General features: G+C 61.5%; 30 protein-coding genes. 20 read left to right on the top strand and 10 right to left on the bottom strand.

Annotated features, from left to right (window positions below; translation table 11 throughout):
• Nucleotides 1-58: 58 nt before the first annotated feature.
• The 3 genes from RYZ20_RS05855 to sucC form a co-directional block, all read right to left on the bottom strand.
• A complete protein-coding gene (locus RYZ20_RS05855; protein ID WP_317671263.1) occupies nucleotides 59-457 on the bottom strand; it encodes a hypothetical protein in 399 nt (132 codons plus the stop codon).
• Nucleotides 458-606: 149 nt separating this feature from the next.
• Nucleotides 607-1494 (bottom strand): succinate--CoA ligase subunit alpha, encoded by an 888-nt coding sequence (gene sucD, locus RYZ20_RS05850; RefSeq protein WP_317671261.1) that lies wholly within the window; start codon nucleotides 1492-1494, stop codon nucleotides 607-609.
• Between the two features lie 4 nt (nucleotides 1495-1498).
• Nucleotides 1499-2692 (bottom strand): ADP-forming succinate--CoA ligase subunit beta, encoded by a 1194-nt coding sequence (sucC, locus tag RYZ20_RS05845; RefSeq protein ID WP_317671259.1) that lies wholly within the window; start codon nucleotides 2690-2692, stop codon nucleotides 1499-1501.
• A 232-nt stretch (nucleotides 2693-2924) separates the two neighbouring features.
• On the opposite strand from sucC, the gene RYZ20_RS05840 reads away from it, so the two are divergent.
• Nucleotides 2925-4016, top strand: a complete 1092-nt coding sequence (locus tag RYZ20_RS05840; protein ID WP_317671257.1) for a glycosyltransferase family 2 protein — start codon at nucleotides 2925-2927, stop codon at nucleotides 4014-4016.
• Nucleotides 4017-4069: 53 nt separating this feature from the next.
• On the opposite strand, the gene mdh is transcribed toward RYZ20_RS05840, so the two are convergent.
• Complete coding sequence (gene mdh / locus RYZ20_RS05835) at nucleotides 4070-5032, bottom strand: malate dehydrogenase (RefSeq protein WP_317671255.1); 963 nt, start codon at nucleotides 5030-5032, stop codon at nucleotides 4070-4072.
• A gap of 253 nt (nucleotides 5033-5285) precedes the next feature.
• Between mdh and RYZ20_RS05830 the strand changes: the two genes are divergently transcribed.
• The 12 genes from RYZ20_RS05830 to RYZ20_RS05775 all read left to right on the top strand — a co-directional run bounded on the left by RYZ20_RS05830 (nucleotide 5286) and on the right by RYZ20_RS05775 (nucleotide 14693).
• Nucleotides 5286-6020: a sulfite exporter TauE/SafE family protein gene (locus RYZ20_RS05830; protein WP_317671360.1), complete on the top strand. Its 735-nt coding sequence runs from the start codon at nucleotides 5286-5288 to the stop codon at nucleotides 6018-6020.
• Nucleotides 6021-6121: 101 nt separating this feature from the next.
• On the top strand, nucleotides 6122-6985 hold the full coding sequence (locus tag RYZ20_RS05825; protein ID WP_317671253.1) for an HpcH/HpaI aldolase/citrate lyase family protein: 864 nt from the start codon (nucleotides 6122-6124) through the stop codon (nucleotides 6983-6985).
• A 12-nt stretch (nucleotides 6986-6997) separates the two neighbouring features.
• Nucleotides 6998-7543: an NnrU family protein gene (locus RYZ20_RS05820; protein WP_317671251.1), complete on the top strand. Its 546-nt coding sequence runs from the start codon at nucleotides 6998-7000 to the stop codon at nucleotides 7541-7543.
• Nucleotides 7544-7555: 12 nt separating this feature from the next.
• Nucleotides 7556-7759: a DUF1737 domain-containing protein gene (locus RYZ20_RS05815; RefSeq protein WP_317671249.1), complete on the top strand. Its 204-nt coding sequence runs from the start codon at nucleotides 7556-7558 to the stop codon at nucleotides 7757-7759.
• Between the two features lie 24 nt (nucleotides 7760-7783).
• Nucleotides 7784-8821, top strand: coding sequence for a MaoC family dehydratase (locus tag RYZ20_RS05810; RefSeq protein WP_317671247.1), 1038 nt, complete (start codon nucleotides 7784-7786; stop codon nucleotides 8819-8821).
• Nucleotides 8822-8923: 102 nt separating this feature from the next.
• Nucleotides 8924-9763, top strand: coding sequence for a class I SAM-dependent methyltransferase (locus tag RYZ20_RS05805; RefSeq protein WP_317671245.1), 840 nt, complete (start codon nucleotides 8924-8926; stop codon nucleotides 9761-9763).
• A gap of 128 nt (nucleotides 9764-9891) precedes the next feature.
• On the top strand, nucleotides 9892-10713 hold the full coding sequence (locus RYZ20_RS05800; protein WP_317671243.1) for a glycosyltransferase: 822 nt from the start codon (nucleotides 9892-9894) through the stop codon (nucleotides 10711-10713).
• Between the two features lie 275 nt (nucleotides 10714-10988).
• Nucleotides 10989-11372: a succinate dehydrogenase, cytochrome b556 subunit gene (gene sdhC / locus RYZ20_RS05795; RefSeq protein ID WP_317671241.1), complete on the top strand. Its 384-nt coding sequence runs from the start codon at nucleotides 10989-10991 to the stop codon at nucleotides 11370-11372.
• 10 nt (nucleotides 11373-11382) lie between these two features.
• On the top strand, nucleotides 11383-11784 hold the full coding sequence (locus RYZ20_RS05790; RefSeq protein WP_317671239.1) for a succinate dehydrogenase, hydrophobic membrane anchor protein: 402 nt from the start codon (nucleotides 11383-11385) through the stop codon (nucleotides 11782-11784).
• Between the two features lie 17 nt (nucleotides 11785-11801).
• On the top strand, nucleotides 11802-13607 hold the full coding sequence (gene sdhA / locus RYZ20_RS05785; protein ID WP_317671237.1) for a succinate dehydrogenase flavoprotein subunit: 1806 nt from the start codon (nucleotides 11802-11804) through the stop codon (nucleotides 13605-13607).
• Nucleotides 13607-13897, top strand: coding sequence for a hypothetical protein (locus RYZ20_RS05780; protein ID WP_317671235.1), 291 nt, complete (start codon nucleotides 13607-13609; stop codon nucleotides 13895-13897). The genes sdhA and RYZ20_RS05780 overlap by 1 nt, the downstream gene beginning before the upstream one ends.
• A 16-nt stretch (nucleotides 13898-13913) precedes the next feature.
• Nucleotides 13914-14693, top strand: coding sequence for a succinate dehydrogenase iron-sulfur subunit (locus RYZ20_RS05775; RefSeq protein ID WP_317671233.1), 780 nt, complete (start codon nucleotides 13914-13916; stop codon nucleotides 14691-14693).
• A 53-nt stretch (nucleotides 14694-14746) separates the two neighbouring features.
• On the opposite strand, the gene RYZ20_RS05770 is transcribed toward RYZ20_RS05775, so the two are convergent.
• Entirely contained in the window at nucleotides 14747-15610 is an 864-nt protein-coding gene (locus RYZ20_RS05770) for a YiiX/YebB-like N1pC/P60 family cysteine hydrolase (protein ID WP_317671231.1), read from the bottom strand.
• Between the two features lie 190 nt (nucleotides 15611-15800).
• Between RYZ20_RS05770 and RYZ20_RS05765 the strand changes: the two genes are divergently transcribed.
• Nucleotides 15801-15944: a hypothetical protein gene (locus RYZ20_RS05765; protein WP_317671229.1), complete on the top strand. Its 144-nt coding sequence runs from the start codon at nucleotides 15801-15803 to the stop codon at nucleotides 15942-15944.
• 58 nt (nucleotides 15945-16002) lie between these two features.
• Entirely contained in the window at nucleotides 16003-16863 is an 861-nt protein-coding gene (locus RYZ20_RS05760; protein WP_317671227.1) for an urea carboxylase-associated family protein, read from the top strand.
• Here RYZ20_RS05760 and RYZ20_RS05755 read toward each other — a convergent pair.
• A complete protein-coding gene (locus RYZ20_RS05755; RefSeq protein WP_317671225.1) occupies nucleotides 16860-17210 on the bottom strand; it encodes an ArsR/SmtB family transcription factor in 351 nt (116 codons plus the stop codon). The genes RYZ20_RS05760 and RYZ20_RS05755 overlap by 4 nt on opposite strands.
• A 226-nt stretch (nucleotides 17211-17436) precedes the next feature.
• On the opposite strand from RYZ20_RS05755, the gene RYZ20_RS05750 reads away from it, so the two are divergent.
• The 5 genes from RYZ20_RS05750 to RYZ20_RS05730 all read left to right on the top strand — a co-directional run bounded on the left by RYZ20_RS05750 (nucleotide 17437) and on the right by RYZ20_RS05730 (nucleotide 20035).
• Nucleotides 17437-17778: an AtpZ/AtpI family protein gene (locus RYZ20_RS05750; protein ID WP_317671223.1), complete on the top strand. Its 342-nt coding sequence runs from the start codon at nucleotides 17437-17439 to the stop codon at nucleotides 17776-17778.
• A gap of 2 nt (nucleotides 17779-17780) precedes the next feature.
• Nucleotides 17781-18548, top strand: a complete 768-nt coding sequence (locus RYZ20_RS05745) for a F0F1 ATP synthase subunit A (protein ID WP_317671221.1) — start codon at nucleotides 17781-17783, stop codon at nucleotides 18546-18548.
• A 56-nt stretch (nucleotides 18549-18604) separates the two neighbouring features.
• Complete coding sequence (locus tag RYZ20_RS05740) at nucleotides 18605-18841, top strand: F0F1 ATP synthase subunit C (RefSeq protein WP_009157477.1); 237 nt, start codon at nucleotides 18605-18607, stop codon at nucleotides 18839-18841.
• Between the two features lie 74 nt (nucleotides 18842-18915).
• Entirely contained in the window at nucleotides 18916-19476 is a 561-nt protein-coding gene (locus RYZ20_RS05735) for a F0F1 ATP synthase subunit B' (RefSeq protein ID WP_411572315.1), read from the top strand.
• A 4-nt stretch (nucleotides 19477-19480) separates the two neighbouring features.
• The gene (locus tag RYZ20_RS05730) at nucleotides 19481-20035 is read left to right on the top strand and encodes a F0F1 ATP synthase subunit B (RefSeq protein ID WP_317671216.1); all 555 of its coding nucleotides are present in this window, start codon (nucleotides 19481-19483) and stop codon (nucleotides 20033-20035) included.
• Between the two features lie 52 nt (nucleotides 20036-20087).
• On the opposite strand, the gene RYZ20_RS05725 is transcribed toward RYZ20_RS05730, so the two are convergent.
• The 4 genes from RYZ20_RS05725 to RYZ20_RS05710 all read right to left on the bottom strand — a co-directional run bounded on the left by RYZ20_RS05725 (nucleotide 20088) and on the right by RYZ20_RS05710 (nucleotide 23575).
• The gene (locus tag RYZ20_RS05725) at nucleotides 20088-20867 is read right to left on the bottom strand and encodes a FadR/GntR family transcriptional regulator (RefSeq protein WP_317671214.1); all 780 of its coding nucleotides are present in this window, start codon (nucleotides 20865-20867) and stop codon (nucleotides 20088-20090) included.
• An 82-nt stretch (nucleotides 20868-20949) separates the two neighbouring features.
• The gene (locus RYZ20_RS05720) at nucleotides 20950-21615 is read right to left on the bottom strand and encodes a YiaD family glycine zipper/OmpA-like lipoprotein (protein WP_317671212.1); all 666 of its coding nucleotides are present in this window, start codon (nucleotides 21613-21615) and stop codon (nucleotides 20950-20952) included.
• Nucleotides 21616-21728: 113 nt separating this feature from the next.
• Nucleotides 21729-22571, bottom strand: a complete 843-nt coding sequence (locus RYZ20_RS05715) for a methylated-DNA--[protein]-cysteine S-methyltransferase (RefSeq protein ID WP_317671210.1) — start codon at nucleotides 22569-22571, stop codon at nucleotides 21729-21731.
• Nucleotides 22572-22639: 68 nt separating this feature from the next.
• Nucleotides 22640-23575, bottom strand: coding sequence for a Hint domain-containing protein (locus RYZ20_RS05710; protein WP_317671208.1), 936 nt, complete (start codon nucleotides 23573-23575; stop codon nucleotides 22640-22642).
• Nucleotides 23576-23596 lie beyond the last annotated feature (21 nt).

Genomic DNA, 23596 nt, shown 5'->3' with positions numbered 1-23596 from the left:
GGTGGTCGGTTGAGTGGCGGATACGGGCCGCACTTGTAATTTTTTAACTGGCGGGGCCTTACTGGCAGAAAACCTGGTTGTTGGTTCCGGGGGCGCCGGAGGCGGAGACCTGCGACAAGTTGGCCGAACCAAGAACCTTGCCCTGCGAGCGGCAATATTCGGCGGCAAGGCGCATCTGTTCGTCCGGCGTGAGTTGTCGGTCGGTCGTGAAGACTGCTGCCCCGGTGTAAGGGTTGATCACGGTTACCCCGACGCGCGCGGGCGCGGAAGGTTGGCCCGCGGGGGCTGCGGCGACAGCGACAGTTGCTGCGCGGTTCACACCGTCAGAATAGGTCGTCGGAGAATAGATCTGGGGCACGGCCACATAGCTGCTCATGCCGGTGTTGCCGGTTGCACCGCAGGCGGAAAGCGAGGCGAGGGCCGCAGCGGCCAAGGTCATACGAAGCGCAATCATCATAATCTCTCTCCCGTAACGGCAACATGCCGTGGCCTTCAAGCTGGGCTCGAAAGGGCAAAGCAGAGGTCGGCTCTGATTTGCGCTTGCGAGCGGGTGGTTGCGAGGCACCCAAGGGGGAGGGGCCGGCCCGAAGGCCGACCCCGAAAGACTTATTCGCCTTTGATCGCTTTCATCACGGCTTCGCCGAGGTGCGCGGGGCTTTCCGCGACGACGATACCGGCCGAGCGCATTGCCTCGATCTTCGATTCCGCGTCACCTTTGCCGCCCGAAACGATGGCGCCAGCGTGGCCCATGCGACGTCCGGGAGGAGCCGTGCGGCCAGCGATGAAGCCAGCGGTCGGCTTCCAGCGGCCTTTCTTCTTCTGCTCTTTCAGGAACTCTGCGGCTTCTTCTTCCGCCGAGCCACCGATTTCGCCGATCATGATGATCGAGGTGGTTTCCGGATCGTCCAGGAACATGTCGAGCACGTCGATATGCTCGGTCCCTTTGATCGGGTCGCCGCCGATGCCAACAGCCGAGGACTGGCCGAGGCCAAGATCGGTGGTCTGCTTCACGGCCTCATAGGTCAGCGTGCCCGAGCGCGAAACAACGCCGCACGAGCCGCGCTTGTGGATGTGACCCGGCATGATGCCGATCTTGCAGGCGTCCGGCGTGATGACGCCGGGGCAGTTCGGGCCGACGAGGCGCGATTTGCTGTCCATCAGCGCGCGCTTCACGCGCATCATGTCGAGGACCGGGATCCCCTCGGTGATGCAGACGATCAGCTCCATCTCGGCGTCGATCGCTTCGAGGATCGAGTCAGCCGCGAAGGGCGGGGGCACATAGATCGCGGTCGCGTTCGCGCCGGTCACATGCTTGGCTTCGTGGACCGAGTTGAACACCGGCAGGTTCAGGTGGCTGGTGCCGCCTTTGCCGGGCGTCACGCCGCCGACCATCTTGGTGCCGTAAGCAATCGCTTGCTCGGAGTGGAAAGTGCCCTGCGAGCCGGTGAAGCCCTGGCAGATGACTTTGGTGTTTTCGTTGACGAGGACTGCCATTTTCTTAGCCTTTCACCGCTTTCACGATTTTCTGGGCGCCGTCGGCGAGGTTATCCGCCGCGATCACGTTAAGGCCCGACGTCGCAATGATCTCTTTGCCGAGTTCGACATTGGTGCCTTCAAGGCGCACAACGAGCGGCACCTGAAGCCCGACCTCTTTCACGGCAGCGATCACGCCTTCGGCGATGATGTCGCAGCGCATGATGCCGCCGAAGATGTTCACAAGGATGCCCTTCACGTTCGGGTCCGAGGTGATGATCTTGAAGGCTTCGGTCACTTTCTCCTTGGTGGCGCCGCCGCCAACGTCAAGGAAGTTCGCCGGCTCTGCGCCATACAGCTTGATGATGTCCATCGTGGCCATTGCGAGGCCAGCGCCGTTCACCATGCAGCCGATTTCGCCGTCGAGCGCGATGTAGTTGAGGTCGTATTTCGAGGCCTCAAGCTCTTTCGGGTCTTCTTCGGTTTCGTCGCGCAGCGAGGCGATGTCCGAGTGGCGGTAGACAGCGTTGCCGTCGAAGCCGACCTTGGCGTCGAGAACCTTGAGGTTGCCGTCTTCCATCACGATCAGCGGGTTGATTTCCAGCATCTCCATGTCTTTGTCCATGAAGGCGCGGTAGAGGTTGCCCAGAAGCGCAACCATCTGCTTGACCTGACCGCCTTCAAGCCCCAGCGAGAAGGCGACGCGGCGGCCGTGGTAGGGCATGTAGCCGGTGGCCGGATCGATGGTGAGGGTCAGGATCTTCTCGGGGGTCGATGCGGCGACCTCTTCGATGTCCATGCCGCCCTCGGTCGAGCACACGATCGACACGCGCGACGAGGCGCGGTCAACCAGCAGCGCGAGATACAGCTCGCGGGAAATGTCGGAACCGTCTTCGATGTAGATGCGGTTAACCTGCTTGCCAGCCGGGCCGGTCTGGTGCGTCACCAGCGTCTTGCCGAGCATCTGCTTGGCCATTGCTTCGGCCTCTTCGACCGACTTGGCAAGGCGAACGCCGCCCTTTTCACCGGCTTCGGGCTCTTTGAATTTGCCCTTGCCGCGGCCGCCGGCGTGGATTTGCGCCTTGACGACCCAGAGCGGGCCGTCAAGCTCGCCAGCGGCGGTTTTGGCTTCGTCCGCTTTCAGAACTACGCGGCCGTCGGAGACCGGGCAACCGTAGCTCTTGAGGAGCTGCTTCGCCTGATATTCATGAATGTTCATGGCATTTTCCCATGCTGGTGCGATTTGGTCGGTTTTTGTCACAGAGAGGTCGTGTAACAAAACGATAAATGCCCTTCGGGGCGGTTTGGGCAGAGAAAAGAGGATTTTGTGATCACAGGTTTTGCGGGTGTGATCACATTTTACAGATTGTTGACCAGATCAGGTAAAGATTACGACTCACTTGGATGTTCCGGCCCGTTCGGGGTAAGGATTGCAAAAAGGTGGTGCTGGTTTGAGTAACAATCGGAAAACAGATGCGGGTTTGCCGCGGTGGGGTGTGGTCGCGATGGTGGATGAACCAGCGGCGCTTCTGGCGGCCTACGCGGCGCATCATCTGGCCGTGGGCGCGTCCGAGGTCTGGCTGTTTCTTGATCGCCCGAACCCGCAGGCCGAGGCGCTGCTTGGCGATGTGGAGGGGGTGCGGCTCCATCATTCGGGCGATGACGGCTGGGCGCGGGCGTGGAAGAACAAGCGCCCTGCGCGCCATCAGGGCCGCCAGAAATACAATGCCACGCGCGCGTTGCGGGAAACCTCATGCGAGTGGCTGTGCCATTGCGACGCGGACGAGTTCATTGTGCCGCTGGCGGGCCGTGATCTGGCGCGGGATCTGGCGCATGTGGGAGAGCAGAAGGCATGGGTGCGGCTGGATGTCGAAGAGCGCTGCTTTATCGGTGACAGGGCAGGGATGGATGCGGGCCAGTCGATCTTTCAGGGGGCTTTTCGCAAGCCGTGGCGTGATAGCCCCGAGGCGCGGGAGGCCTTCTATGGCGAGCGCGCGCTCTATATCGACCGTGGTGTCGGTGGGCATGTGGCGGGCAAGTCGATCACCCGCTCGGGGCGCGATTATGTGATCGGGGTGCATTATCCGCTGTCGCATTGGGACAGTTCGACCAATGATCTGCCCTATCGCCCCGCCAATGCCGCCGTGCTGCGCCATTTCGACGGGCTGACGCCTTTGCATTACCTGCTCAAGATGCTGCGCCGCGCGACCACCGAATACAAGGGGCAGCCGGTCCCCTATGGCGCGCCGCGCAAGGCGCAATTCGCGCGTGTGGCCGAAATAGCCGCCGACCCGCGGGCGCTGTTGGCGCAGTGGTGGAACGTGCAGGGCGTGTCGCCCTTCGAGGCGGCGGAACTGGGAACCAGCGGGCTTTTGCTGCAGGACGACGCGAGGATCGAGGTCCATGTGGCCGCGCTTTTCGGGGCGCAGGTTGATCTGTCCCCCGCAGCCTTTGATGCGGCCTTGATCGAGCACGAGGCCGATCTGATTGCGCGGGCTAAGGCGCAGTTCTGCTTTGATCCGGCGCCTTTGATGATGCGCTAAAGCAAAACGGCGCGCCATAAGGGCGCGCCGTTTCGTTTCCAGAGGCCGGATACTCAGGCCAGCGTCGGGTCGATGCCTTTGCAGGCGTCTACGAGGCCTTTGACCGCGTCAACCGACTTGTCGAACATCGCCTGCTCGTCTTTGTTGAGCTTGATGTCGATGACTTTCTCGATGCCGTTAGCGCCGATCACGGTCGGAACGCCGACATACATGCCGTTCAGGCCAAGAGCGCCGTCAACGTAGGCTGCGCAGGGCAGAACGCGCTTTTGGTCTTTCAGATAGGCTTCAGCCATTTCGATGGCCGAGGTTGCCGGAGCATAGAAGGCCGAGCCGGTTTTCAGCAGGCCGACGATTTCTGCGCCGCCATCGCGGGTGCGCTGGATGATTGCATCCAGTTTGTCCTGCGTGGTCCAGCCCATTTCGACGAGGTCGGGCAGCGGGATGCCGCCAACGGTCGAGTAACGTGCCAGCGGCACCATGGTGTCGCCGTGGCCGCCCAGAACGAATGCGGTGACGTCGCGCATCGACACGCCGAATTCGACCGAAAGGAAGTGGCGGAAGCGCGCCGAATCCAGAACGCCAGCCATGCCGACAACCTTGTTCGCGGGCAGACCCGAGAACTGCTGGAGCGCCCAGACCATCGCGTCAAGCGGGTTGGTGATGCAGATAACAAAGGCATTCGGAGCATATTTGCCGATGCCTTCGCCGACCGACTTCATGACCTTGAGGTTGATGCCAAGCAGGTCATCGCGCGACATGCCGGGCTTGCGCGGCACACCAGCGGTCACGATGCAGACGTCTGCGCCAGCGATGTCGGCGTAGTCGTTGGTGCCTTTGAATACGCCGTCGAAGCCTTCGGAGGGGCCGGATTCAGCGATGTCGAGGGATTTACCCTGCGGCGTGCCTTCCGCGATATCGAACATCACGACATCGCCGAGTTCTTTGATTGCAGCCAGGTGGGCGAGCGTGCCGCCGATTTGACCGGCGCCGATAAGGGCAATCTTGGGTCGGGCCATTTGAGTCCTCCAAAGTCAGGATGAATGGGTTGAAACTGACGCGCATGGGTTAGCCTCTTAAGGGGCTTGTGGCAAGGGCGCTGCGCTGCGGCACGGGCTTTGTATGCCGTTGTGCACCAAAAAATGCGGAAAATACTTGCGAAAAATTCCTCAAATCCGCGCTGGCCTTCGGGCGGGGTGGGCCGCTAAGGGGGATGTTAGCGCCGAAACCTTGCAAGGGCAGGCCGGGCGATTCTGGGGGGGCGGGATGGAGCTGGATACGATAGGCTGGGTGCTGGCGGTGATCGCCGCAATGTCGGTCGGACTGTCGAAGGGCGGGCTGCCGGTGATCTCGGGGATCGCGGTGCCGTTGCTGGCGCAGGTGATGAGCCCCGTGCAGGCGGCGGGGCTATTGCTGCCGGTCTATATTGTCTCGGATATGGTCGGGCTGTGGGCCTATCGGCGCGAGTTCGACCGCCGTGTTTTGCTGATCGTCGCCCCCGCCGCGCTGATCGGGATCGGCTTTGGCTGGGCGACCGCCCATATCGTGCCGGAACGCGCCGTGTCGATCCTTGTCGGGCTGATCGGCACCGTCTTTGCGCTGAACGCGATTTTCCGTAAACCTGTGGTGGCCGAACCGCGCTGGCCACAGGTCGGGAAGGGTGTGTTCTGGGGCGCGCTTTCGGGGTTTACGTCCTTCGTCAGCCATTCGGGCGGGCCGCCGTGGCAAGTTTACGCGCTGCCTTTGGGGATGACCAAGGCGGTGTTCGCGGGCACCTCGACGGTGCTGTTTGCCTTTATCAATCTGGCGAAACTGCCGCCCTATTTCTTTTTGGGGCAGGTCAATCTTGGCAGCCTTGAGATCGCGGCCGCGCTGATGCTGCCCGCCGCAATAGCGGTGCTGATCGGGGTCTGGGCGGTGAAGGTGATCCCGCAAGTTCTGTTCTTCCGTATTGTGATCTGGGCGTTATTGCTGATCTCGCTGCGGCTGATCTGGACGGCGATCTGACAAGAACGACGCAGGGTTTTTCTGCGTTGCGGCAAATCGGGGGTTGCTGAATCTGTCTTTGCGGTGTTCTTTGGCGCAACATTGTTGCGGAGGAAAGAATCATGGCCCATCGTCCCTATCGCTCGGTTCTCTATATTCCCGGCTCGAAAGAGCGCGCGCTTGAAAAGGCGACGGGGCTGGTGTGTGACGCGATCATCTTTGATCTCGAAGATGCCGTGGCGATTGACGAAAAGGTCAATGCGCGCGCTCTTTTGGCCGAAACGCTGAAAACGGCGGATTACGGCCAGCGGGCGCGGATCGTGCGGGTCAACGGGCTGGACACCGAATGGGGCGCCGACGATCTGCGCGCCTTTGCTGCGGCGATTGCGGGCGGTGCCAAGGTCGACGCGATCCTGATCCCGAAGGTCTCGAAAGCCGCTGATCTGGACGCGGTTGCCGCGCTGATCCCCGACGTTCCGCTTTGGGCGATGATGGAAACCGCGCTTGGTATGCTGAACGCCCATGAAATTGCGTCCCACCCGCGCCTTGAAGGCATGGTGATGGGCACCAATGACCTTGCGAAAGAGATGCAAACCCGCTTCCGCGCCGATCGTCTGGGCCTTCAGGCGGGGCTTGGCCTGTGCCTTCTGGCCGCCAAGGCCGAGGGGAAAATCATCGTGGACGGCGTCTATAACGCCTTCAAGGACGAGGACGGTCTGAAAGTCGAATGTGAACAGGGCCGCGACATGGGCTTTGACGGCAAAACCCTGATCCACCCCGCGCAGCTTGAGGTCGCGAATGCGGCCTTTGCCCCCTCGGAGGCCGAGGTCGATCTGGCCAAGCGTCAGATCGCCGCGTTCGAAGAAGCCGAAAAGAATGGCCTCGGGGTTGCGGTCGTGGATGGAAGGATCGTCGAGAATCTGCATATCGTGACCGCGCGGCAGACCTTGGCGAAAGCGGAGGCGATTGCCGCGCTCAACAGCTAAGAGGCAATCGACATGGCAGTTCTTATCCTCGGCGTCCTTTTGTGGTCGCTCGCTCATCTGGGAAAACGCATCGTTCCGGGCTTTCACCGCTCGCTCAAGGGGGCAGAGCGCCCGATGGTGACGGGGATGGTTGTCGTCGGCACCGTGCTGATGGTGATCGGCTACCGTATGACCGATGGCGCCGTGATCTGGGGGCGCTCGCCCGCGCTGGTGGGGATCCAGAACTTGCTGATGCTGGTCTCGGTTTACCTGTTCGCGGCGGCGGGGATGAAGACCGCTATCGCTCGCAAGATCCGCCACCCGATGCTGATCGGCACGGCTCTGTGGGGCTCGGCGCATATTCTGGTGAACGGCGATGTGCCAAGCTTTGTTCTGTTTGGCGGGATCGCGATCTGGGCGCGCCTTGAGATGATGCTGATCAACAAGGCCGAACCGAAATGGACGCCGCCCGCTGCGAAGGCAGCGAAATTCGAGGTGATCGCAGTGGTCGCGACGCTGGTGCTTTATGGCGCGATTGCGGGGCTACACTACGCGCTTGGCTATCCGGCTTTCGGCTAAGGGAGAGAACAGATGCAACTATACCGTTTTCTGTCCGCCGATGACACGAGCGAGTTCTGCCACAAGGTCACGGCCGCTCTGAACAAGGGCTGGTCGCTGTATGGCGATCCGCAATACGCCTTTGATGCCGCCAAGGGGATCATGCGCTGCGGTCAGGCCGTGGTGAAAGAAAAGGACGGGGAGTATTCCCCCGAGATGAAACTGGGCGAGCAATAAGCGCGCCGCAACGGAGGAACGATCATGGCCGCAAAGACCAATCCGGGCCGCTTTTTCGAGGATTACAAGGTTGGCGATGTGATCCGCCATGCCGTGCCGCGCACCGTGGCCGAGGGGGAGCGCGCGCTTTATCACGCGCTCTATCCGGCGCGCCACGCGCTCTATTCTTCGGACGAGTTTGCGGGGGCTTGCGGCCTTGAGGGCAGCCCGCTGGATGATCTGGCGGCCTTCCATGTGGTCTTTGGCAAGACGGTGCCGGATGTGTCGCTGAACGCGGTCGCGAACCTTGGCTATGCCGAAGGGCGCTGGCTGAAGCCGGTGTATCCGGGCGACACGCTGCGCTCGGAGTCGCAGGTGATCGGCGTCAAGGAAAACTCGAACGGCAAATCGGGCGTTGTTTATGTCCGCACGCGCGGCCTGAACCAGATGGACGAGGTTGTGCTGGAATACGTCCGCTGGGTGATGGTGCGCAAAGGCAATCTGGATGCGCCCGCGCCCGAAACCGTGCTGCCCGAGCTGGCGAAAGTTGTCGATCCGGCGGACATCGTGCTGCCCGAGGGGCTGACCTTCGCGGGCTATGATTTCGATCTGGCAGGCGAGCCGCACCGCTGGGGCGACTACGAGATCGGCGAAAAGATCGACCACGTCGATGGTGTCACGATCGAGGAAGCCGAGCATATGATCGCCACGCGCCTGTGGCAGAACACCGCCAAGGTGCATTTCGACGCGACCTTCCGGGACGATGGCAAGCGGCTGATCTACGGCGGGCATGTGATCTCGATGGCGCGCGCACTCAGCTTCAACGGCCTTGCCAACGCGCAGATGATCGTTGCGCTGAACGGCGGCGCGCACGCGAACCCGTGCTTCGCGGGCGACACCGTCAAGGCCTGGTCCGAGGTTCTGGACAAGGCTGAAACCGACGACCCGAGCGTTGGCCTGATCCGCCTGCGTCTTGTGGCGGTCAAGCAAGGGGCCGGGGCGTTTGCGCTGCGTGGCGACGACGGAAAATACGCGCCCGAGGTCTTGCTGGATCTGGATTACTGGGCGGTGATGCCGCGCTAAGAGCGTGCGGGATCGTAGTTCCAAGAAAGAGCCGGAGCTAGCAGGGGGTTAACCAGTTCCCGATACAGTTTCTGGCACATCTCCTCTCGCCTCGGGCTACGAATGCGCCGCTTTGAACAGTCAGAAGCTCTGAAATGGCTGCCGCCTATGCCGGAAGCCTTTGGCGGTCGATACCTGCTGGGCGGTTACTCCACCCGGCGGATCGACCGGATCATGTGGAAATACCTCGTCCGGCGAAACAACTGCGAGCGGGCGTGGGTGCGTATTTTGCAGCACATGCCCGAAACCCTGAATTCCGAGCCGCTGGATATTCTGGAGCTTTCAACCGCGCATGGCGCCATGCTTGAGGTTTGGCGCCACTATGGCCATCGCGTCGCCGGAACGGACTTTGCCTGGGCCACAGGGGATGCCAAGATCCAGCGCAAGGGCACCAAGAAGCCCTGGCAGTTTCAAGAGATGGAACTCCTGCGGGCGCAGGAATCCGAGTGCGAGCGCGCGGACGAGGTTGACGGCTGGCCCTATCAGCCGATCATCGAAAGCCTTGGGCTTGATGTGACTTTGCACGATGGCGGGCAGCTACCTTATCCGTTCAAGGACAAGAGCTTCGATTACGTCTGTGCCTATCAGGCGATCGAAGCCTATGCCGATCCGGCGCGCTGGCCGGAAATCGTTGACGAGATGGTGCGGATTGCGCGCAGGTGCGTTGTTTTGGGGTTCAACCCGCCCGAAGTCGCGATGCGCGCCGATGAAGAGATGTGGGGGCGGTGCCGCGCCGCATGGGACGATATGATGACCTACAACCGCAATGGCTTCGAGATCGACGTGTTCCAGCTGGGTGAAACCCGCGCGGGAATGCACCCGATTTTCTGCAAGTTTCGTGCGCAAGAAGACGCCGCCGGCGTGCCGGGCGAGACCCGAGAGCGGTCGGCTGATGCGCTTTAGGGGACACAGCTAAGTCAGAGCGGCCTTGATAAGGGGTTCTTTCGTTGAATGATGCCGCAACCGGGTGCTATCCTTTATATGATAGATGTATTTTGATCCAGGTTTAAAGGTTACATTGCATGTTGCGTGTGTTTATTCAGACCCGGTTTTCATTTCTGGGGCGCAGTGGCTGGAAGTCAGAGGCTTCGCAGGATCCGGCGCTGCTTTTTTCTGACGAGCGGTTGGAGGCACGCTTCGCCATGTTCGAGGCGATGACTGTCCCCTCGCTGCTGGCGCAGGGCGATGATGATTTCCATTGGGATGTTCTGAGCTCCGAGCAGATGCCGGCCCGATGGCAGCGGCGTTTGCGCGAAATGGTGTTGGACCGGTTCAAGGGCCGGGCCGAGGTCCATTTCGAGCCGCCTGCGAAAGCGGGGCGTTATTTTCGCAACTATCAGGCGCGCCGCTTTGACGGGGATGGGGCCGTGCCTCTTGGCGCGCAGGTCGTTCTGGATGATGACGATGCTTTGGCGACGGATTATGTGGCGCGGCTACGCAACGCGGGCGCCGAGGCGGCGCCGGAACTTGGAGAGGCGGGCTATACATATCTGTCCTTCCCGCTGGGATACTGGGTTCTTTTCGGAAAGAATTTGCGCACCGCGCCGCGTGTCGTGAAAATGCGCGAACGGTGCGTCAATCTTGGGCTGGCCGTTCTCGGGCCAGCAAACTTTGCGCAAAACCCGTATCTTACCGCCCATCGGGTCTTGCGCAGACGGCATCCGGTTCGATTTTTGTGCGGCGCACGACCGATGTATCTGCGCGCGGTGCACGGGCAGAACGACTCTGTTCCCGCGAGGCCGGACGGGGCTGTGCAGGTGTCGCAATTGCCCGAACATCAGCTCGCGCGGTTCCCGTCGCTACGCCCGTTTGTCGCGCTGGAAGCCCGCAGCAAGGGAGCCTCTGTTGCCTGAGAGGTGCCGGGCGCGGTGTGAAAGACTCGCTTTGGCGCGTGCGGAGTCCGGCGCGCTTGCGAGCGTTAACATGTGATCACGGGTGGAAAATTTGTGATCACAAAGATGATTTTTCGACCGGAAATGTAACGATTTCTCGACTTTGGGCGCATCGGGCGCGTGACTTGTGTGAATTATCGGCCTATTGAGAATATGCAATTCCGGCCAGCCCCGGACCGCGAGCGCCCATTCGCGCGCCCGCCCGTCCTCGGGGCATAGCGACAGAGGGACCCATTATGGCAGACGTGAAACGGGTGGAACGGCCCCTTTCCCCGCATCTCCAAATCTATCGCCCGCAGCTGACCTCGCTGACCTCGATCCTGACGCGGATCACGGGCAACGCGCTGATCGTGGGCGTAATTCTTGCCGCATGGTGGCTTCTGGCCGCGGCAACCAGCCCCGAATATTTTGAAGTGGCAAATGCTGTCGTGACCTCGTGGTTCGGCAAGCTGGTGTTCTTCGGCTCGATCTGGGCGGTCTGGTATCACTACCTCGCCGGTCTGCGTCACCTGTATTTCGACGCTGGCAAAGGGCTTGAGATCGCAACGGCCGAGAAACTCGGTCTGGCCTGCATTATCGGTTCGGTGGTTCTGACCATCGTCACTGTCATTCTGGTCTGAGGAGGCATTCATGCGTTACCTGACCGCACGCAAACGCGCCGAGGGCAAAGGCGCTTCGGGCACCGGCACCGAGCATCACTGGTATATGACGATGTCCGCCGTCGGGCTGGCATTCATCGTGCCGGTGTTCCTGTTCGTCTTCGGCTCGACCATCGGCGCCCCGCAGGAAGCCGTCATCGCGACCTTCTCGCGCCCCTTCCCGGCGATCCTGACCGCGCTTGTGACCGTCGTCGGTATGCGCCACTTCGCCAAAGGCGCGCAGATGATGATTGAGGATTACGCCCAAGGCTCTGCCCGCAAGGCCGGCATTATCGTCGCCTATTCGATTTCCTACGCTGTGACCGCGGTTGTGCTTTACGCACTCGCGAAGCTGACGCTGATCGGCTTCTTCCTTGGCATCATGGCGCACTGAGACGGGATTACTGACAGATGGCTGCTTATCAATACGAAACGCATGAATACGATGTCGTGGTCGTGGGTGCTGGCGGTGCCGGTCTGCGCGCGACGCTGGGCATGGCTGAACAGGGTCTCCGCACGGCCTGTGTGACCAAGGTTTTCCCGACGCGCTCGCACACGGTTGCCGCGCAGGGCGGGATCGCCGCGTCGCTTGGCAACATGGGGCCGGACAGCTGGCAATGGCACATGTTCGACACCGTCAAAGGGTCGGACTGGCTGGGCGATACGGATGCGATGGAATACCTCGCGCGCGAAGCCCCCAAGGCTGTTTACGAGCTTGAGCACTACGGCGTGCCGTTCTCGCGCACCGAAGAAGGCAAGATCTACCAGCGTCCCTTCGGGGGTCACACCACCGAATTCGGTGACGGTCCGCCCGTGCAGCGCACCTGCGCGGCGGCTGACCGCACCGGCCACGCCATCCTGCACACGCTGTATGGCCAGTCGCTGAAGAACAACGCCGAGTTCTATATCGAGTATTTCGCGATCGACCTGATCATGTCCGACGACGGGCAGTGTCAGGGCGTTGTCTGCTGGAAGCTCGACGATGGCACGATGCACGTCTTCAACGCGAAGATGGTTGTGCTGGCAACGGGTGGCTACGGCCGCGCCTATTTCTCGTGCACTTCGGCGCACACCTGCACCGGCGACGGTGGCGGTATGGTGATCCGCGCGGGTCTGCCGATGCAGGACATGGAATTCGTGCAGTTCCACCCGACCGGCATCTACGGCTCGGGTTGCCTGATCACCGAGGGCGCGCGCGGCGAGGGTGGTTATCTGACCAACTCGGAAGGCGAGCGTTTCATGGAGCGTTATGCGCCCCACTACAAAGACCTTGCGCCGCGTGACTATGTGTCCCGCTGCATGACGATGGAAATCCGCGAAGGCCGCGGTGTGGGCGAAAACGGCGACCACATCCACCTGAACCTGTCGCACCTGCCCGCCGAAGCGCTGGCAGAGCGTCTGCCGGGGATTTCGGAATCTGCGAAGATCTTCGCAGGCGTCGACGTCACGAAAGAGCCGATCCCGGTTCTGCCGACCGTGCACTACAACATGGGCGGTATTCCGACGAACTACTGGGGTGAAGTGCTCAACCCGACCGCAAAAGACCCGAACCGCGTTGTTCCGGGCCTGATGGCGGTGGGCGAGGCGGGCTGCGCCTCGGTCCACGGTGCGAACCGTCTGGGCTCGAACTCGCTGATCGACCTTGTGGTCTTTGGCCGCGCCGCCGCGATCCGCGCTGGCAAGGTTGTCGACAAGGACGCCGCCAATCCGGTGCTCAACCAGGCGTCGATCGACAAGGCCTTCGACCGCTTCGACGGTCTGCGCTATGCGAAAGGCGCGATCCCGACCGCAGAGCTGCGCCTTGAGATGCAGCGCACCATGCAGTCGGATGCCGCCGTGTTCCGCACCGACAAGACGCTGAAAGAAGGCGTCGAGAAGATGACGGACGTGGCCGCAAAGCTGGGCGATCTGGCCGTGACCGACCGGTCGCTGGTCTGGAATTCGGACCTGATGGAAACGCTCGAACTCACCAACCTGATGCCGAACGCACTGGCGACCATCGTCGGCGCAGAGGCCCGCAAGGAAAGCCGCGGGGCGCATGCGTCGGAAGACCACGCCACCCGCGACGACGAGAACTGGCGCGTCCACACCATCAGCCGCGTTTCCGGCAACAAGGTGGATCTGGAGTATCGTCCGGTCATCAAGGACCCGCTTACCACCGAAGCCGAAGGCGGCATCGACCTGAAGAAAATCGCGCCGAAAGCGCGGACGTTCTGATGGTGCGTGGGGTTGCATATGGCGCATTGCTGGCGGCGGGGTTCGCCCTTGCCGCTTGCGCTCCGCTTCCTGTCCATGAGGCAGAGCGGATTTGCGCCGAGCAAGCCATGCAAAAGCCGCTGAGTGGCGAAGCGAAGATGGGCATCAATCAGGATGGCAAGGTCATCAGCAACATCGATATGACGCTGAGCCTCTCCACCGATATGGGCCGCGACCCGAACGAGGTCTACACTCGCTGCGTTTATAACAGATCCGGTCAGCTTCCGACGCGACCGCTCTATTCCCGCTAACCGAAAGGGATGAACAATGGTTCAGTTCACGCTTCCCAAGAACTCGAAGATCCGCGTCGGCAAGACCTGGCCGAAGCCGGAGGGCGCGAAGAACGTCCGTAAATTCCAGATCTACCGCTGGGACCCGGATACCGGTGAAAACCCGCGTATCGACACCTACTTCCTTGATATGGATCGCTGCGGCCCGATGGTTCTGGACGCGCTGATCAAGATCAAGAACGAGATCGACCCGACGCTGACCTTCCGCCGCTCGTGCCGCGAAGGGATTTGCGGGTCGTGTGCGATGAACATCGACGGGATCAACACGCTGGCCTGTATCTATGGCCTCGACGAGATCAAGGGCGATGTCAAAATCTACCCGCTGCCGCACATGCCGGTGGTGAAAGACCTGATCCCGGACCTGACGCATTTCTACGCGCAGCACGCCTCGATCATGCCGTGGCTCGAGACCAAGACGAACCGCCCCGCGAAAGAGTGGCGTCAGTCGATCGAAGACCGCAAAAAGCTGGACGGTCTCTATGAATGCGTGATGTGTGCATCGTGCTCGACCTCGTGCCCAAGCTACTGGTGGAACAGCGACAAATACCTCGGCCCGGCGGCATTGCTGCACGCCTACCGCTGGATCATCGACTCGCGCGACGAGGCGACGGGCGAGCGCCTGGATAACCTTGAAGACCCCTTCAAGCTCTATCGCTGCCACACGATCATGAACTGCGCCAAGACCTGCCCGAAGGGGCTGAACCCGGCGAAGGCGATTGCCGACATCAAGAAGATGATGGTCAGCCGCGTCGTCTGATCGGCGGCTGGTTTCGAATCAGAAGGCCCGGGGGAAACCCCGGGCCTTTTGATTTATAGATTGGGCGGTTTCTGCGCCTCGTCCCACCAGAACTTCATATCGCGCAACAGCCCTTTGCGCCCGCTCTCGTGCCAGCGTTTGCCGGCCGTGCCGCTGAAATAGCTGACGAGCTTCATCGGCGAGCGCCCCGCGATTGCCAGCGCCACCACGTCATCGGGCAGGATCAGGTTATAGTCATACAGGCGCCGCTTGGGCATTTCGTGGCCGGGCAGGGCGATTTGCGCAAGTTCCGTGCAGTAAAGCTTTGAATGGTCCTCGCCCTCGAAGCGGAAGTCATAGTCCCGCCCGAGTGTCTCTATCACCTCGGCGGGGGCGCATCTGTCCGTGCCGCAGCCGGATTTGAGCCGCAGGATCGCCAAGGCATCGGTGGCCAGAGCGTGCGTTGCATCCGACAGGTGAACGCCATTTGTATCTGCCTCGATATAGGTTTTGCCCGCGCGAATATCGGCGTGATGGGGTGCGATCCTCGGGTCGTTCCAGAGACCGGAGCGCCGCAGGCTGGCCTCGTCGCCCAGATAGATCACCGCATGACCGAAAAGCCCCGGCAGTGTTTTCCCCGACAGCCGGTTTTTCGAACTGAGCACCAGCATGTCCATCGGCTGCAAACGAGCCTCGATGGCCTGCCGCGCGGAGGGCTTTTCAAGATAGCCCTCGCGGAACACCACATTGCCGAATACCGGTCCCAAAAGCGGCATCAGCGGGTCGGCCAGTTTCATCACGGGGGGCGGGTAGAACTCGGCATTGTCGCAGCAATGCGCCAGTTCCGTGCCCTTCAGTGCGACCGACACCTCACCTGGATCGGGGGGGGCGCAGGCCGCAAGGGCAAGAGCGGGCAGCAGGAACAACAGGGAGCGCATGGCAATCGGACGATGATTACTTTCCCCTGTCATACACGCTTTGCCACCAAGAGCAATTCGCGCGAATCAGAAAATCGTGAAAATGCCGCAATGCAGCATGATCATGGCGCATTTGCGTAAAGAGCGGAGGTCGCGCGCGCGGATCGGTTACTCTTCTGCGCAGGGAGGGAGTAACTATCGGAGTGTCCCCATGGCACAGAAATTGTCGTCCGTTCGCCTCGTGGCTGCAGTGATCGAATACTATGCGCCCGAACCCGCCACGCCGATCGCAGCCAGGCCCGATGAGCCGCTTTCAGCGCTTGACCAGATGTTCGGCTATTACGGCACGCGATAAATTCCTCTGGCCTCCGGTGGCATTCACCGTCAGGGTGGGCAAAAATCCAGAGGCCAGAATGAAACCCGATACCCCCGAACATCCCGCCCCGTCCGATGCTCAGGCGCGCCGCCAGGTGGCGCCGGTCATCTGCTACCCGGTCGAAACGCTGCCCAAGCCCGACGTCGCGGCCTATCGTGCCGCGCGTGAGGGCTGGGAGAAGATCGAGTCTGTCGTTGTGCCCGCGCGCGAGGCGGCCTGTTTTAACGTGCCCGCCGGATGTTTCTTCCGTATCGTCTCGATCGAAGGGCCGCAGGTGGGGGACCTGAATATCTGGTCGGCGGATATGAGCGAGCGGTTCTATTCGGGCAAGACCCGCGCGCTGCATGGCACGCATCTGTCCACCGGCGACCGGATGTGGAGCAGCTTTCCGACCCTGCGTCCGCTGGCGACGATCACGGATGACACGCTTGACTGGTATGGGTTCGACGACTTCGGCGGCTCGGTTCATGATGTGATCGGCACGCGATGCGATCCCTATACGCATTGCCTCTTGTCCGATGGCGGGCAATATCATCATTGCTGCCATTCGAACCTGACGCGGGCCGTCGCAAAGGCGCGGGGGATGACGCTGGAAGAGGCCGAGAAGCATGTGCATGACGTTCTGAACGTCTTTATGTGCACGGGCTTTACCCGCGATACGGGGCAGTATTTCATGAAGGCCAGCCCCGTGCGGCCCGGTGATTACCTTGAGTTCTTTGCCGAGACCGATCTGTTCGGTGCGATGTCGGCCTGCCCGGGCGGCGATTGTTCGTCGGAACATAGCTCGGACGAGGCCGCCTGCTACCCGATGCTGGTCGAGGTCTACCGCCCGAAATCGGCCCCCGCAGGTTGGCACGGGTCAGAGGTCAATCGCTACGACCGCAGCCACGGGGCTTAAGATTGCGCGTCGGGCTGGCCGAACTCGGCCTCTAAAAAGCGTTCGAACGCGTCCAGATCGACGGGTTCGAACTGCCCGAACCCCTGTATCCAGATCGTTGCATCACGCATCGCGTGGGGTTCAAGCTTGCACCACTTCACCCGCCCGCGCTTTTCCTGTGAGATCAGCCCGGCATCTGCCAGAATTGTCAGGTGCTTGGAAATTGCGGCAAGCGACATCTCGAACGGGGCCGCGACATCGGTCACGGCCATGTCGTCTTCCAAAAGCATCGTCAGGATCGCGCGACGGGTCGGGTCGGCGAGGGCGGCGAAGATCGCATCAAGGCTGGGGCGCGGCGCGTAGGACATTGGGATTTGATGACCTGCCGCGCACAAAACGTCAACCGATCGGTTGAATATAGAAAAACGGGCTGAATTCCTCCGCCTTGATGCCGCAGCGCGGAAGTCTCGCTGGCTGAATTTCGCAAAATCGTTTTTTAACAATGGGTTATGAAAGGGTTGGTCGGGCGCTAACGTAATTGACTCACGACCCTGTGACGTCTATCAAACGCGCAAGTTTCTGCGGGGGCTGACCATGTCCAATCACCGCTCTGATGAGCCTGATCCCGAACGCCTTGCGGCGCTGGAAAAACGGATCTCGGAGGTGAAGCGGGCGAGGGAGCCCGCCAAGCCGCAGATCGAAGACCAGATGTCTCAGGCGAATATGGCCTGGCGGATGGTCATCGAAATGGTTTCGGGGCTGGGGATCGGCTTCGGCATCGGATACGGGCTTGATGTGCTTTTGGGCACGCAGCCGTGGTTGATGGTGCTGTTCACGCTCCTCGGTCTGGCGGCAGGGATCAAGGTTATGATCCGCTCCGCACAAGAGATGCAAAAAGAAGCGGCCGCGACAGCAGCCGATGAAGAGGGAAAATAGACGTGTCGGAAGCTACTGGCGAAGGTCTCGCGTTCCACCCGATGGATCAGTTCATCGTGAAGCCGCTCTTCGGAGAAGGTGCGGTTCACTGGTATACCCCCACCAATGCTTCGCTGTGGATGGCGGTGACCGTGGTCGCGATTTTCCTTCTGCTGGTGATCGGCACCCGTGGTCGCGCCATTGTGCCGACCCGCATCCAGTCGATTGCGGAACTGGCCTACGGCTTCATCCACAAGATGGTCGAAGACGTTGCGGGCAAGGACGGTCTCAAGTTCTTCCCCTATATCTTTACGCTGTTCCTGTTCATCGTGTTCTCGAACTTCCTGGGCTTGCTGCCCAAAGCGTTCACCCCCACCTCGCATATTGCTGTGACGGCGGTTCTGGCGGTTCTGGTCTTCGCGACCGTGACCATCGTTGGCTTCGTCAAGAATGGCGCAGGCTTCCTGAGCCTGTTCTGGGTCTCGTCGGCACCGCTGGCGCTGCGCCCCGTGCTTGCCTTGATCGAGGTGATCTCTTACTTCGTGCGTCCCGTCAGCCACTCCATTCGTCTTGCGGGTAACATGATGGCTGGCCACGCTGTTATAAAAGTGTTCGCAGCCTTCGCGCCGCTGATCCTCATGTCGGGCATCGGGATTGCCGTGACGCCGCTTTCGATCCTCGCGATCACGGCGATGTACGGTCTCGAAGTCCTCGTGGCCTTTATTCAGGCCTATGTGTTCACGATCCTGACCTGCGTCTATCTGAAAGACGCGTTGCATCCGCATCACTAAGGTCCGGGTCCCCGAAAACCTAATTCTGCCAATTCCAACCTCAAGGAGTAACGAACATGGAAGGCGATATCGTACAAATGGGTGCTTACATCGGCGCTGGCCTGGCCTGCATGGGCATGGGTGGGGCTGCTGTTGGTGTGGGCAACGTTGCCGGCAACTTCCTGTCGGGCGCTCTGCGCAACCCGTCGGCCGCTGCTGGCCAGACCGCGACCCTGTTCATCGGCATCGCGTTTGCGGAAGCTCTGGGGATCTTCTCGTTCCTCGTCGCGCTTCTGCTCATGTTCGCCGTCTGATCCCTTTTCGCATCCTTGCGGTCGGATGGGCCTGAACAGGCCCATCCGGTAATTGAAGGGTCCAGGGGGACGACATGGCTAACGAACACGAAGCGGCCGAAATGGCACATGACGCGGCAGCCGCAGCTGGCCACGCCGCCGAATCCGCCGGTATGCCGCAACTCGACTTCTCGACCTTCGGGAACCAGATCTTCTGGCTCGTCGTTGCACTGGTCGTGATTTACTGGGTGCTTTCCCGCATCGCTCTGCCGCGCATCGCTTCGGTGCTGGCGGATCGTCAGGGAACGATCACCGGTGATCTGACTGCTGCCGAAGAGCTGAAGGGCAAAGCGGAGGCAGCGGAAGCCGCCTACCAGAAGGCGCTGGCTGATGCCCGTGCCGAAGCTCAGAAAATCGCCGCCGAGGCGCGCGCCGACATTCAGAAAGAATTGGATGTCGCGATTGCCAAGGCTGACGCCGAGATCGCAGCGCGTGCGACTGAATCGGAAGCCCGGATCAACGAGATCCGCGCCGGTGCAGTTGAGGCAGCAGAGACTGTTGCCAAAGACGCCGCCGCCGAAATCGTTGCCGCTCTGGGTGGCAAAGCCGACGCGAAAGCCGTGGCTGCCGCTGTCAGCGACCGGTTGAAAGGGTAAGATGATGAAGAAACTTTCTGTCCTTCTCATTCTCGCCGCTCAGCCCGCGCTGGCTGCTTCTGGCCCGTTCTTCTCGCTGCGGAACACCGATTTCGTGGTGACGATCGCCTTCCTGCTGTTTGTCGCAGTGGTTCTTAAGGCGAAGGTTCCGACGCTTCTGGGCAATATGCTCGACAAGCGTGCCGCGGGCATCAAGGCCGATCTCGAAGAGGCCCGTGCGCTGCGCGAAGAGGCTCAGGCTGTTCTTGCGACGTATGAGCGCAAGCAGCGTGAGGTTCAGCAGCAGGCTGACGAGATCGTCGCTGGCGCCAAGCGTGACGCGATGTCGGCTGCCGAGCAGGCCAAGATCGAGCTGAAAGCTTCGATCGCACGCCGCCTGAAGGCTGCCGAAGATCAGATCGCTTCGGCGGAAGCTGCGGCGCTTAAAGAAGTCAAGGACCGTGCGGTTACGGTGGCTGTTGCAGCCGCTGGCGACCTGCTGGCCAAGCAGATGACGGCGAAAGATCGGGCTGGCCTGATCGACGTGGCCATCGGCGAAGTAGAGCAGCGTATGCACTAAGCGCACTGTCAAAACAATCGAAAAACCCGGCCTTGGTGCCGGGTTTTTTGTTTTAGCGATGTAGTTTTGCGGTTTGTTTCGCCGAGAGGCGCAGGCGTGCGGTGGCCTCGTTTTTCTCGGATTTGCGCTGCTCGCTCATCGCCATGTCGACGAAATCCATATGCGCGGCGACGGCCGCGCGGGCGGCGGCCCCGTGGCGGGCCTGAATCGCTTCGTTGATCGCGCGGTGCTGTTCCAGCAGGGAATCCCGCGTCGAGCGGTTCCGGAACATGACCGAGCGATTGTAGAACACGCCCTCGGACAGCAGGTCGAACATCGCGCGCATCATATGCAGCATGATGACATTATGGCTGGCCTCGATAATCGCGATGTGGAACTGCGCATCCAGCGCGGCCTCATCGGCGGGATTGCGCTTTTCGTGAGCCACTTCCATCTTGTCGAAGATCGTCTGGATGACCTCCAGATCGGTGTCGGAACCCAGATGCGCGGCGCGTTCAGCGGCCAGCCCCTCAAGATCGCGACGGAAGGAAATATAGTCGAATACCGCCTCGTCATTGGTGGCGAAAAGCCGGATAAGCGCAGGAGAAAAGGCCGACCCAAGAACCTCGGCCACATAGATGCCGGCGCCCGCGCGGGTCGTCAGAAGTCCCGCTTCCTGCAACTCGGCAATGGCTTCGCGCAGCGACGGGCGCGACACCCCAAGCCGTTCGGACAGCTCTCGCTCGGAGGGCAGCCGCTCTCCGGGGCGCAGAATTCCCTTGAGAATCAGATCCTCGATTTGCCGGACCACGGCGGAGGCAAGTTTCTCGGATTCGATTTTCTGAAACGGCATAATCCTCTCCCATCTGGTAAAAGATTATGACCGGAAACAGAAATGAGCAATGGGAAAGACCCCCGAAGGGGCCATCCGTTGGTTACTGGTTCGGGATGATGACGAATTCGACGCGCCGGTTTTGCGCGCGGCCGTCTGCCGTCAGGTTCGAGGCGACGGGGTAATCCTCGCCGCGCCCGATCGAGGAGACCCGGCTGCTGGTGACGCCCGCCGAGATCAGCACATAGGCGACCGAATCCGCGCGGTCTTCGGACAGGCGCTGGTTGTAGCCCGCGTCGCCCGTGTTGTCGGTATGGCCGATCACTTGCAGATGTGTGTCGGGATAGCGGTTAAGGCTGGCCGCCAGCGTGTTCAGATCTGCGCGCAGGGCAGGCCGGACAGAGGCGCTGTCGACATCGAACAGCACATCTTGCGGCATTGTCACGACAAGGCGGTCGCCGGTGTTGACGATACGCACGCCATCGGTGGTCAGGCTCTGTTCAAGCTCCTGCGCCTGCCGGTCGAGGTTCGCCCCGATCGCGCCGCCGATCATCCCGCCGACTGCGGCGCCAAGCGCGGTTTTCGCGAAACGGTCGTCATCACCGCCGGCTGTGTTGCCGATGATGCCACCGATCACGGCCCCTGCAATCGCCGCCTGATTGCGGTTTGCATTCGGGTTGAGGCTGCCATCCGGGTTGCGGTTGTCCATGCAGCCCGCCAACAGAATTGCAGAGCTTGCCAGAAGCGGCAGGATTACTCGGGTCGTCATACGCTTATGCCTTTCACGGTCGCCCCCTTTGGCGGGGCTTTCATCCGTGTCTAGCGCAGATCACGGGCGGGATGCCACTGAACTTGCCGCGAGCGGGCGGATTTTCGCGCGTTTCAAGCGTCGGCGCGGGCGGCCTCCCATGCCAGCAGTGCGCGCTTGACCGGCAACCCCCAGTGATAGCCGCCAAGTCCGCCCGATTTGCGCAGGGCGCGATGGCACGGGATGAGATAGGAGATCGGGTTGCGCCCGACGGCGGTGCCGACGGCGCGCACCGCGCGGGGGGAACCGATGGCGCTGGCGATGTCGGAATAGGTGGTGACCTGGCCCGAGGGAACGGCGAGCAGCGCTTCCCAGACCTTGATCTGGAACGGCGCACCGACCAGCAAAAGCGGGGCTTGGCCGGAGGCCGTGAAAATGGCCTCGACCCAAGGGGTGATCTTGGCGGGGGCGTGGAGGAAGGTGGCTTCGGGCCAGCGGTGTGCGAGGTCACGGAAGCAGGCGTCCTCTCCCATATCCGCGCAAAACCCCATGCCACAGATGCCGCGTGCGGTCGCCATGACGATGGCGGGGCCGAAGGGCGTGTCGAATGTTCCCCAATTGATAACAAGGCCGCCGCCTGCACGGGCAAACTCGCCCGGGGTCATCGCCTCCCATCGAAGCAAAAGATCATGGAGTCGGCTGGTGCCTGAAAGCCCCGCCTCATGTGCGACCGTCTCGAGGGGCAGGCGCTTCGCCAGCAGATGCTTGGCCAGATCGAGGGTCAGGTATTGCTGATAGCGTTTGGGCGAGACGCCGACCCAAGCCGAAAATACCTTCTGGAAATGCGCGGCGCTCAATCCAAGGCGCGCGGCCAGTGTGTCAAGCGAAGGCGGCGCGCCATTCTCCTGTGCCGCGTCGATTTCGGCAATGGCGCGCGCGATCAGCTTATAGTGGTATCGGTCTTCGGCAGGTGTCATGGCGGCCCTCGTTTCGGCCCCATACTAGGACCTGGGCGCAGACGGCGCGACCCGAAAGCTGTGCTTTGTCAGGCGGCGATAAGGTTTTTGCGCGCCGAGCGTTCGCGTTTGAACATGGCAACCTCCCAATCGGCCATCCAGCCGCGGGCCGGGGCTTCATGCGGATTGATCAGGCGCGGCCCCAGAACGCCGCGCACCCTGTCGGGCAGGAGCGAGATATAATTGGGGTCCGCATGGACGGAGCTGACCCAAAGCCCGTTCGCCAGAACAATTTCAGGTGCGTCAAAAAGCAGCGTATACATCATCTGCTTTCCCTCGGCGGGGGCAGGATCGGCACTCAGATGTTCGATCCGCGCCAGCATCTCGTGTTCGGCAAACCAAAGCTCCAGCTCGGTTCCGGCCAACAGAACTCCGAGGGCGGCGGAGGCGGTGAGGGGCGCATTGGGGTAATTCGCGCCGAACTGGTCTGCAGGGACCGCCAGCGGGCGCGTCTCGGGCGGAGAGCGGCGCGGCACTACATGCTGGCCCAGCCACAATAGCGGTTGATAGCCGTTGTCGCGGGTCAGAATGCGATCCCCGGGGCGCAACCAGTCGATTGCCTGTGGTCCTTCGTCGGTCGCGATCATCGTGCCGGCACCAAGCGCGGGCAGTTCGGCAATTTCTTCGGGACTGGCGGGGCGCGCGCCAATAAATGAGGGTTTTACCTCGGTATAAGGGATTCCAGACTCTATCGGGCGCGAAGGCAGATACATTTGAAGGCTGCCGCCGATCTCGATCCGGTCAAGGCGGATCGCTTCCCCCTCGCGCTCAAGCGAAATCGGCATATCGGCGGTCATCAGCCCTTCGGCCCGCACATGCCCTTGCGCGTCCAGAATGCGGGCGTGGCGTCCGTCGGCCAAAAGCTCCAGCCCCTCGGTCTCGGCGCTGAAATCGGGGTCGAGAACCCATGTGCCCGTGCTCCGATCATTGCGAAAGGCCTGCGCGGGAAAACCGAATTGAGACATCACGATCCCTCTTGTCCGTCT

Origin of the sequence: Pseudothioclava alba (assembly GCF_033100795.1) — a bacterium.
Classification (GTDB): Bacteria; Pseudomonadota; Alphaproteobacteria; order Rhodobacterales; family Rhodobacteraceae; genus Pseudothioclava.
Note: the sequence above shows the minus strand (reverse complement) of the source record. Positions and strands in the feature narration are given on the sequence as shown.

What these genes read in the sequence shown, in the direction of transcription:
- RYZ20_RS05790 (WP_317671239.1), top strand. Translation starts at nt 11,383, where the DNA reads ATGCGTTACCTGACCGCACGCAAACGCGCCGAGGGCAAAGGCGCTTCG.
- RYZ20_RS05810 (WP_317671247.1), top strand. Translation starts at nt 7,784, where the DNA reads ATGGCCGCAAAGACCAATCCGGGCCGCTTTTTCGAGGATTACAAGGTT.
- RYZ20_RS05780 (WP_317671235.1), top strand. Translation starts at nt 13,607, where the DNA reads ATGGTGCGTGGGGTTGCATATGGCGCATTGCTGGCGGCGGGGTTCGCC.
- RYZ20_RS05710 (WP_317671208.1), bottom strand. Translation starts at nt 23,575, where the DNA reads ATGTCTCAATTCGGTTTTCCCGCGCAGGCCTTTCGCAATGATCGGAGC.
- mdh (WP_317671255.1), bottom strand. Translation starts at nt 5,032, where the DNA reads ATGGCCCGACCCAAGATTGCCCTTATCGGCGCCGGTCAAATCGGCGGC.
- sdhA (WP_317671237.1), top strand. Translation starts at nt 11,802, where the DNA reads ATGGCTGCTTATCAATACGAAACGCATGAATACGATGTCGTGGTCGTG.
- RYZ20_RS05765 (WP_317671229.1), top strand. Translation starts at nt 15,801, where the DNA reads ATGGCACAGAAATTGTCGTCCGTTCGCCTCGTGGCTGCAGTGATCGAA.
- RYZ20_RS05770 (WP_317671231.1), bottom strand. Translation starts at nt 15,610, where the DNA reads ATGCGCTCCCTGTTGTTCCTGCTGCCCGCTCTTGCCCTTGCGGCCTGC.
- RYZ20_RS05825 (WP_317671253.1), top strand. Translation starts at nt 6,122, where the DNA reads ATGGCCCATCGTCCCTATCGCTCGGTTCTCTATATTCCCGGCTCGAAA.
- RYZ20_RS05740 (WP_009157477.1), top strand. Translation starts at nt 18,605, where the DNA reads ATGGAAGGCGATATCGTACAAATGGGTGCTTACATCGGCGCTGGCCTG.
- RYZ20_RS05815 (WP_317671249.1), top strand. Translation starts at nt 7,556, where the DNA reads ATGCAACTATACCGTTTTCTGTCCGCCGATGACACGAGCGAGTTCTGC.
- RYZ20_RS05805 (WP_317671245.1), top strand. Translation starts at nt 8,924, where the DNA reads ATGCGCCGCTTTGAACAGTCAGAAGCTCTGAAATGGCTGCCGCCTATG.
- RYZ20_RS05730 (WP_317671216.1), top strand. Translation starts at nt 19,481, where the DNA reads ATGAAGAAACTTTCTGTCCTTCTCATTCTCGCCGCTCAGCCCGCGCTG.
- sdhC (WP_317671241.1), top strand. Translation starts at nt 10,989, where the DNA reads ATGGCAGACGTGAAACGGGTGGAACGGCCCCTTTCCCCGCATCTCCAA.
- RYZ20_RS05775 (WP_317671233.1), top strand. Translation starts at nt 13,914, where the DNA reads ATGGTTCAGTTCACGCTTCCCAAGAACTCGAAGATCCGCGTCGGCAAG.
- RYZ20_RS05820 (WP_317671251.1), top strand. Translation starts at nt 6,998, where the DNA reads ATGGCAGTTCTTATCCTCGGCGTCCTTTTGTGGTCGCTCGCTCATCTG.
- sucC (WP_317671259.1), bottom strand. Translation starts at nt 2,692, where the DNA reads ATGAACATTCATGAATATCAGGCGAAGCAGCTCCTCAAGAGCTACGGT.
- RYZ20_RS05720 (WP_317671212.1), bottom strand. Translation starts at nt 21,615, where the DNA reads ATGACGACCCGAGTAATCCTGCCGCTTCTGGCAAGCTCTGCAATTCTG.
- RYZ20_RS05750 (WP_317671223.1), top strand. Translation starts at nt 17,437, where the DNA reads ATGTCCAATCACCGCTCTGATGAGCCTGATCCCGAACGCCTTGCGGCG.
- sucD (WP_317671261.1), bottom strand. Translation starts at nt 1,494, where the DNA reads ATGGCAGTCCTCGTCAACGAAAACACCAAAGTCATCTGCCAGGGCTTC.
- RYZ20_RS05760 (WP_317671227.1), top strand. Translation starts at nt 16,003, where the DNA reads ATGAAACCCGATACCCCCGAACATCCCGCCCCGTCCGATGCTCAGGCG.
- RYZ20_RS05855 (WP_317671263.1), bottom strand. Translation starts at nt 457, where the DNA reads ATGATGATTGCGCTTCGTATGACCTTGGCCGCTGCGGCCCTCGCCTCG.
- RYZ20_RS05735 (WP_411572315.1), top strand. Translation starts at nt 18,916, where the DNA reads ATGGCTAACGAACACGAAGCGGCCGAAATGGCACATGACGCGGCAGCC.
- RYZ20_RS05755 (WP_317671225.1), bottom strand. Translation starts at nt 17,210, where the DNA reads ATGTCCTACGCGCCGCGCCCCAGCCTTGATGCGATCTTCGCCGCCCTC.
- RYZ20_RS05725 (WP_317671214.1), bottom strand. Translation starts at nt 20,867, where the DNA reads ATGCCGTTTCAGAAAATCGAATCCGAGAAACTTGCCTCCGCCGTGGTC.
- RYZ20_RS05715 (WP_317671210.1), bottom strand. Translation starts at nt 22,571, where the DNA reads ATGACACCTGCCGAAGACCGATACCACTATAAGCTGATCGCGCGCGCC.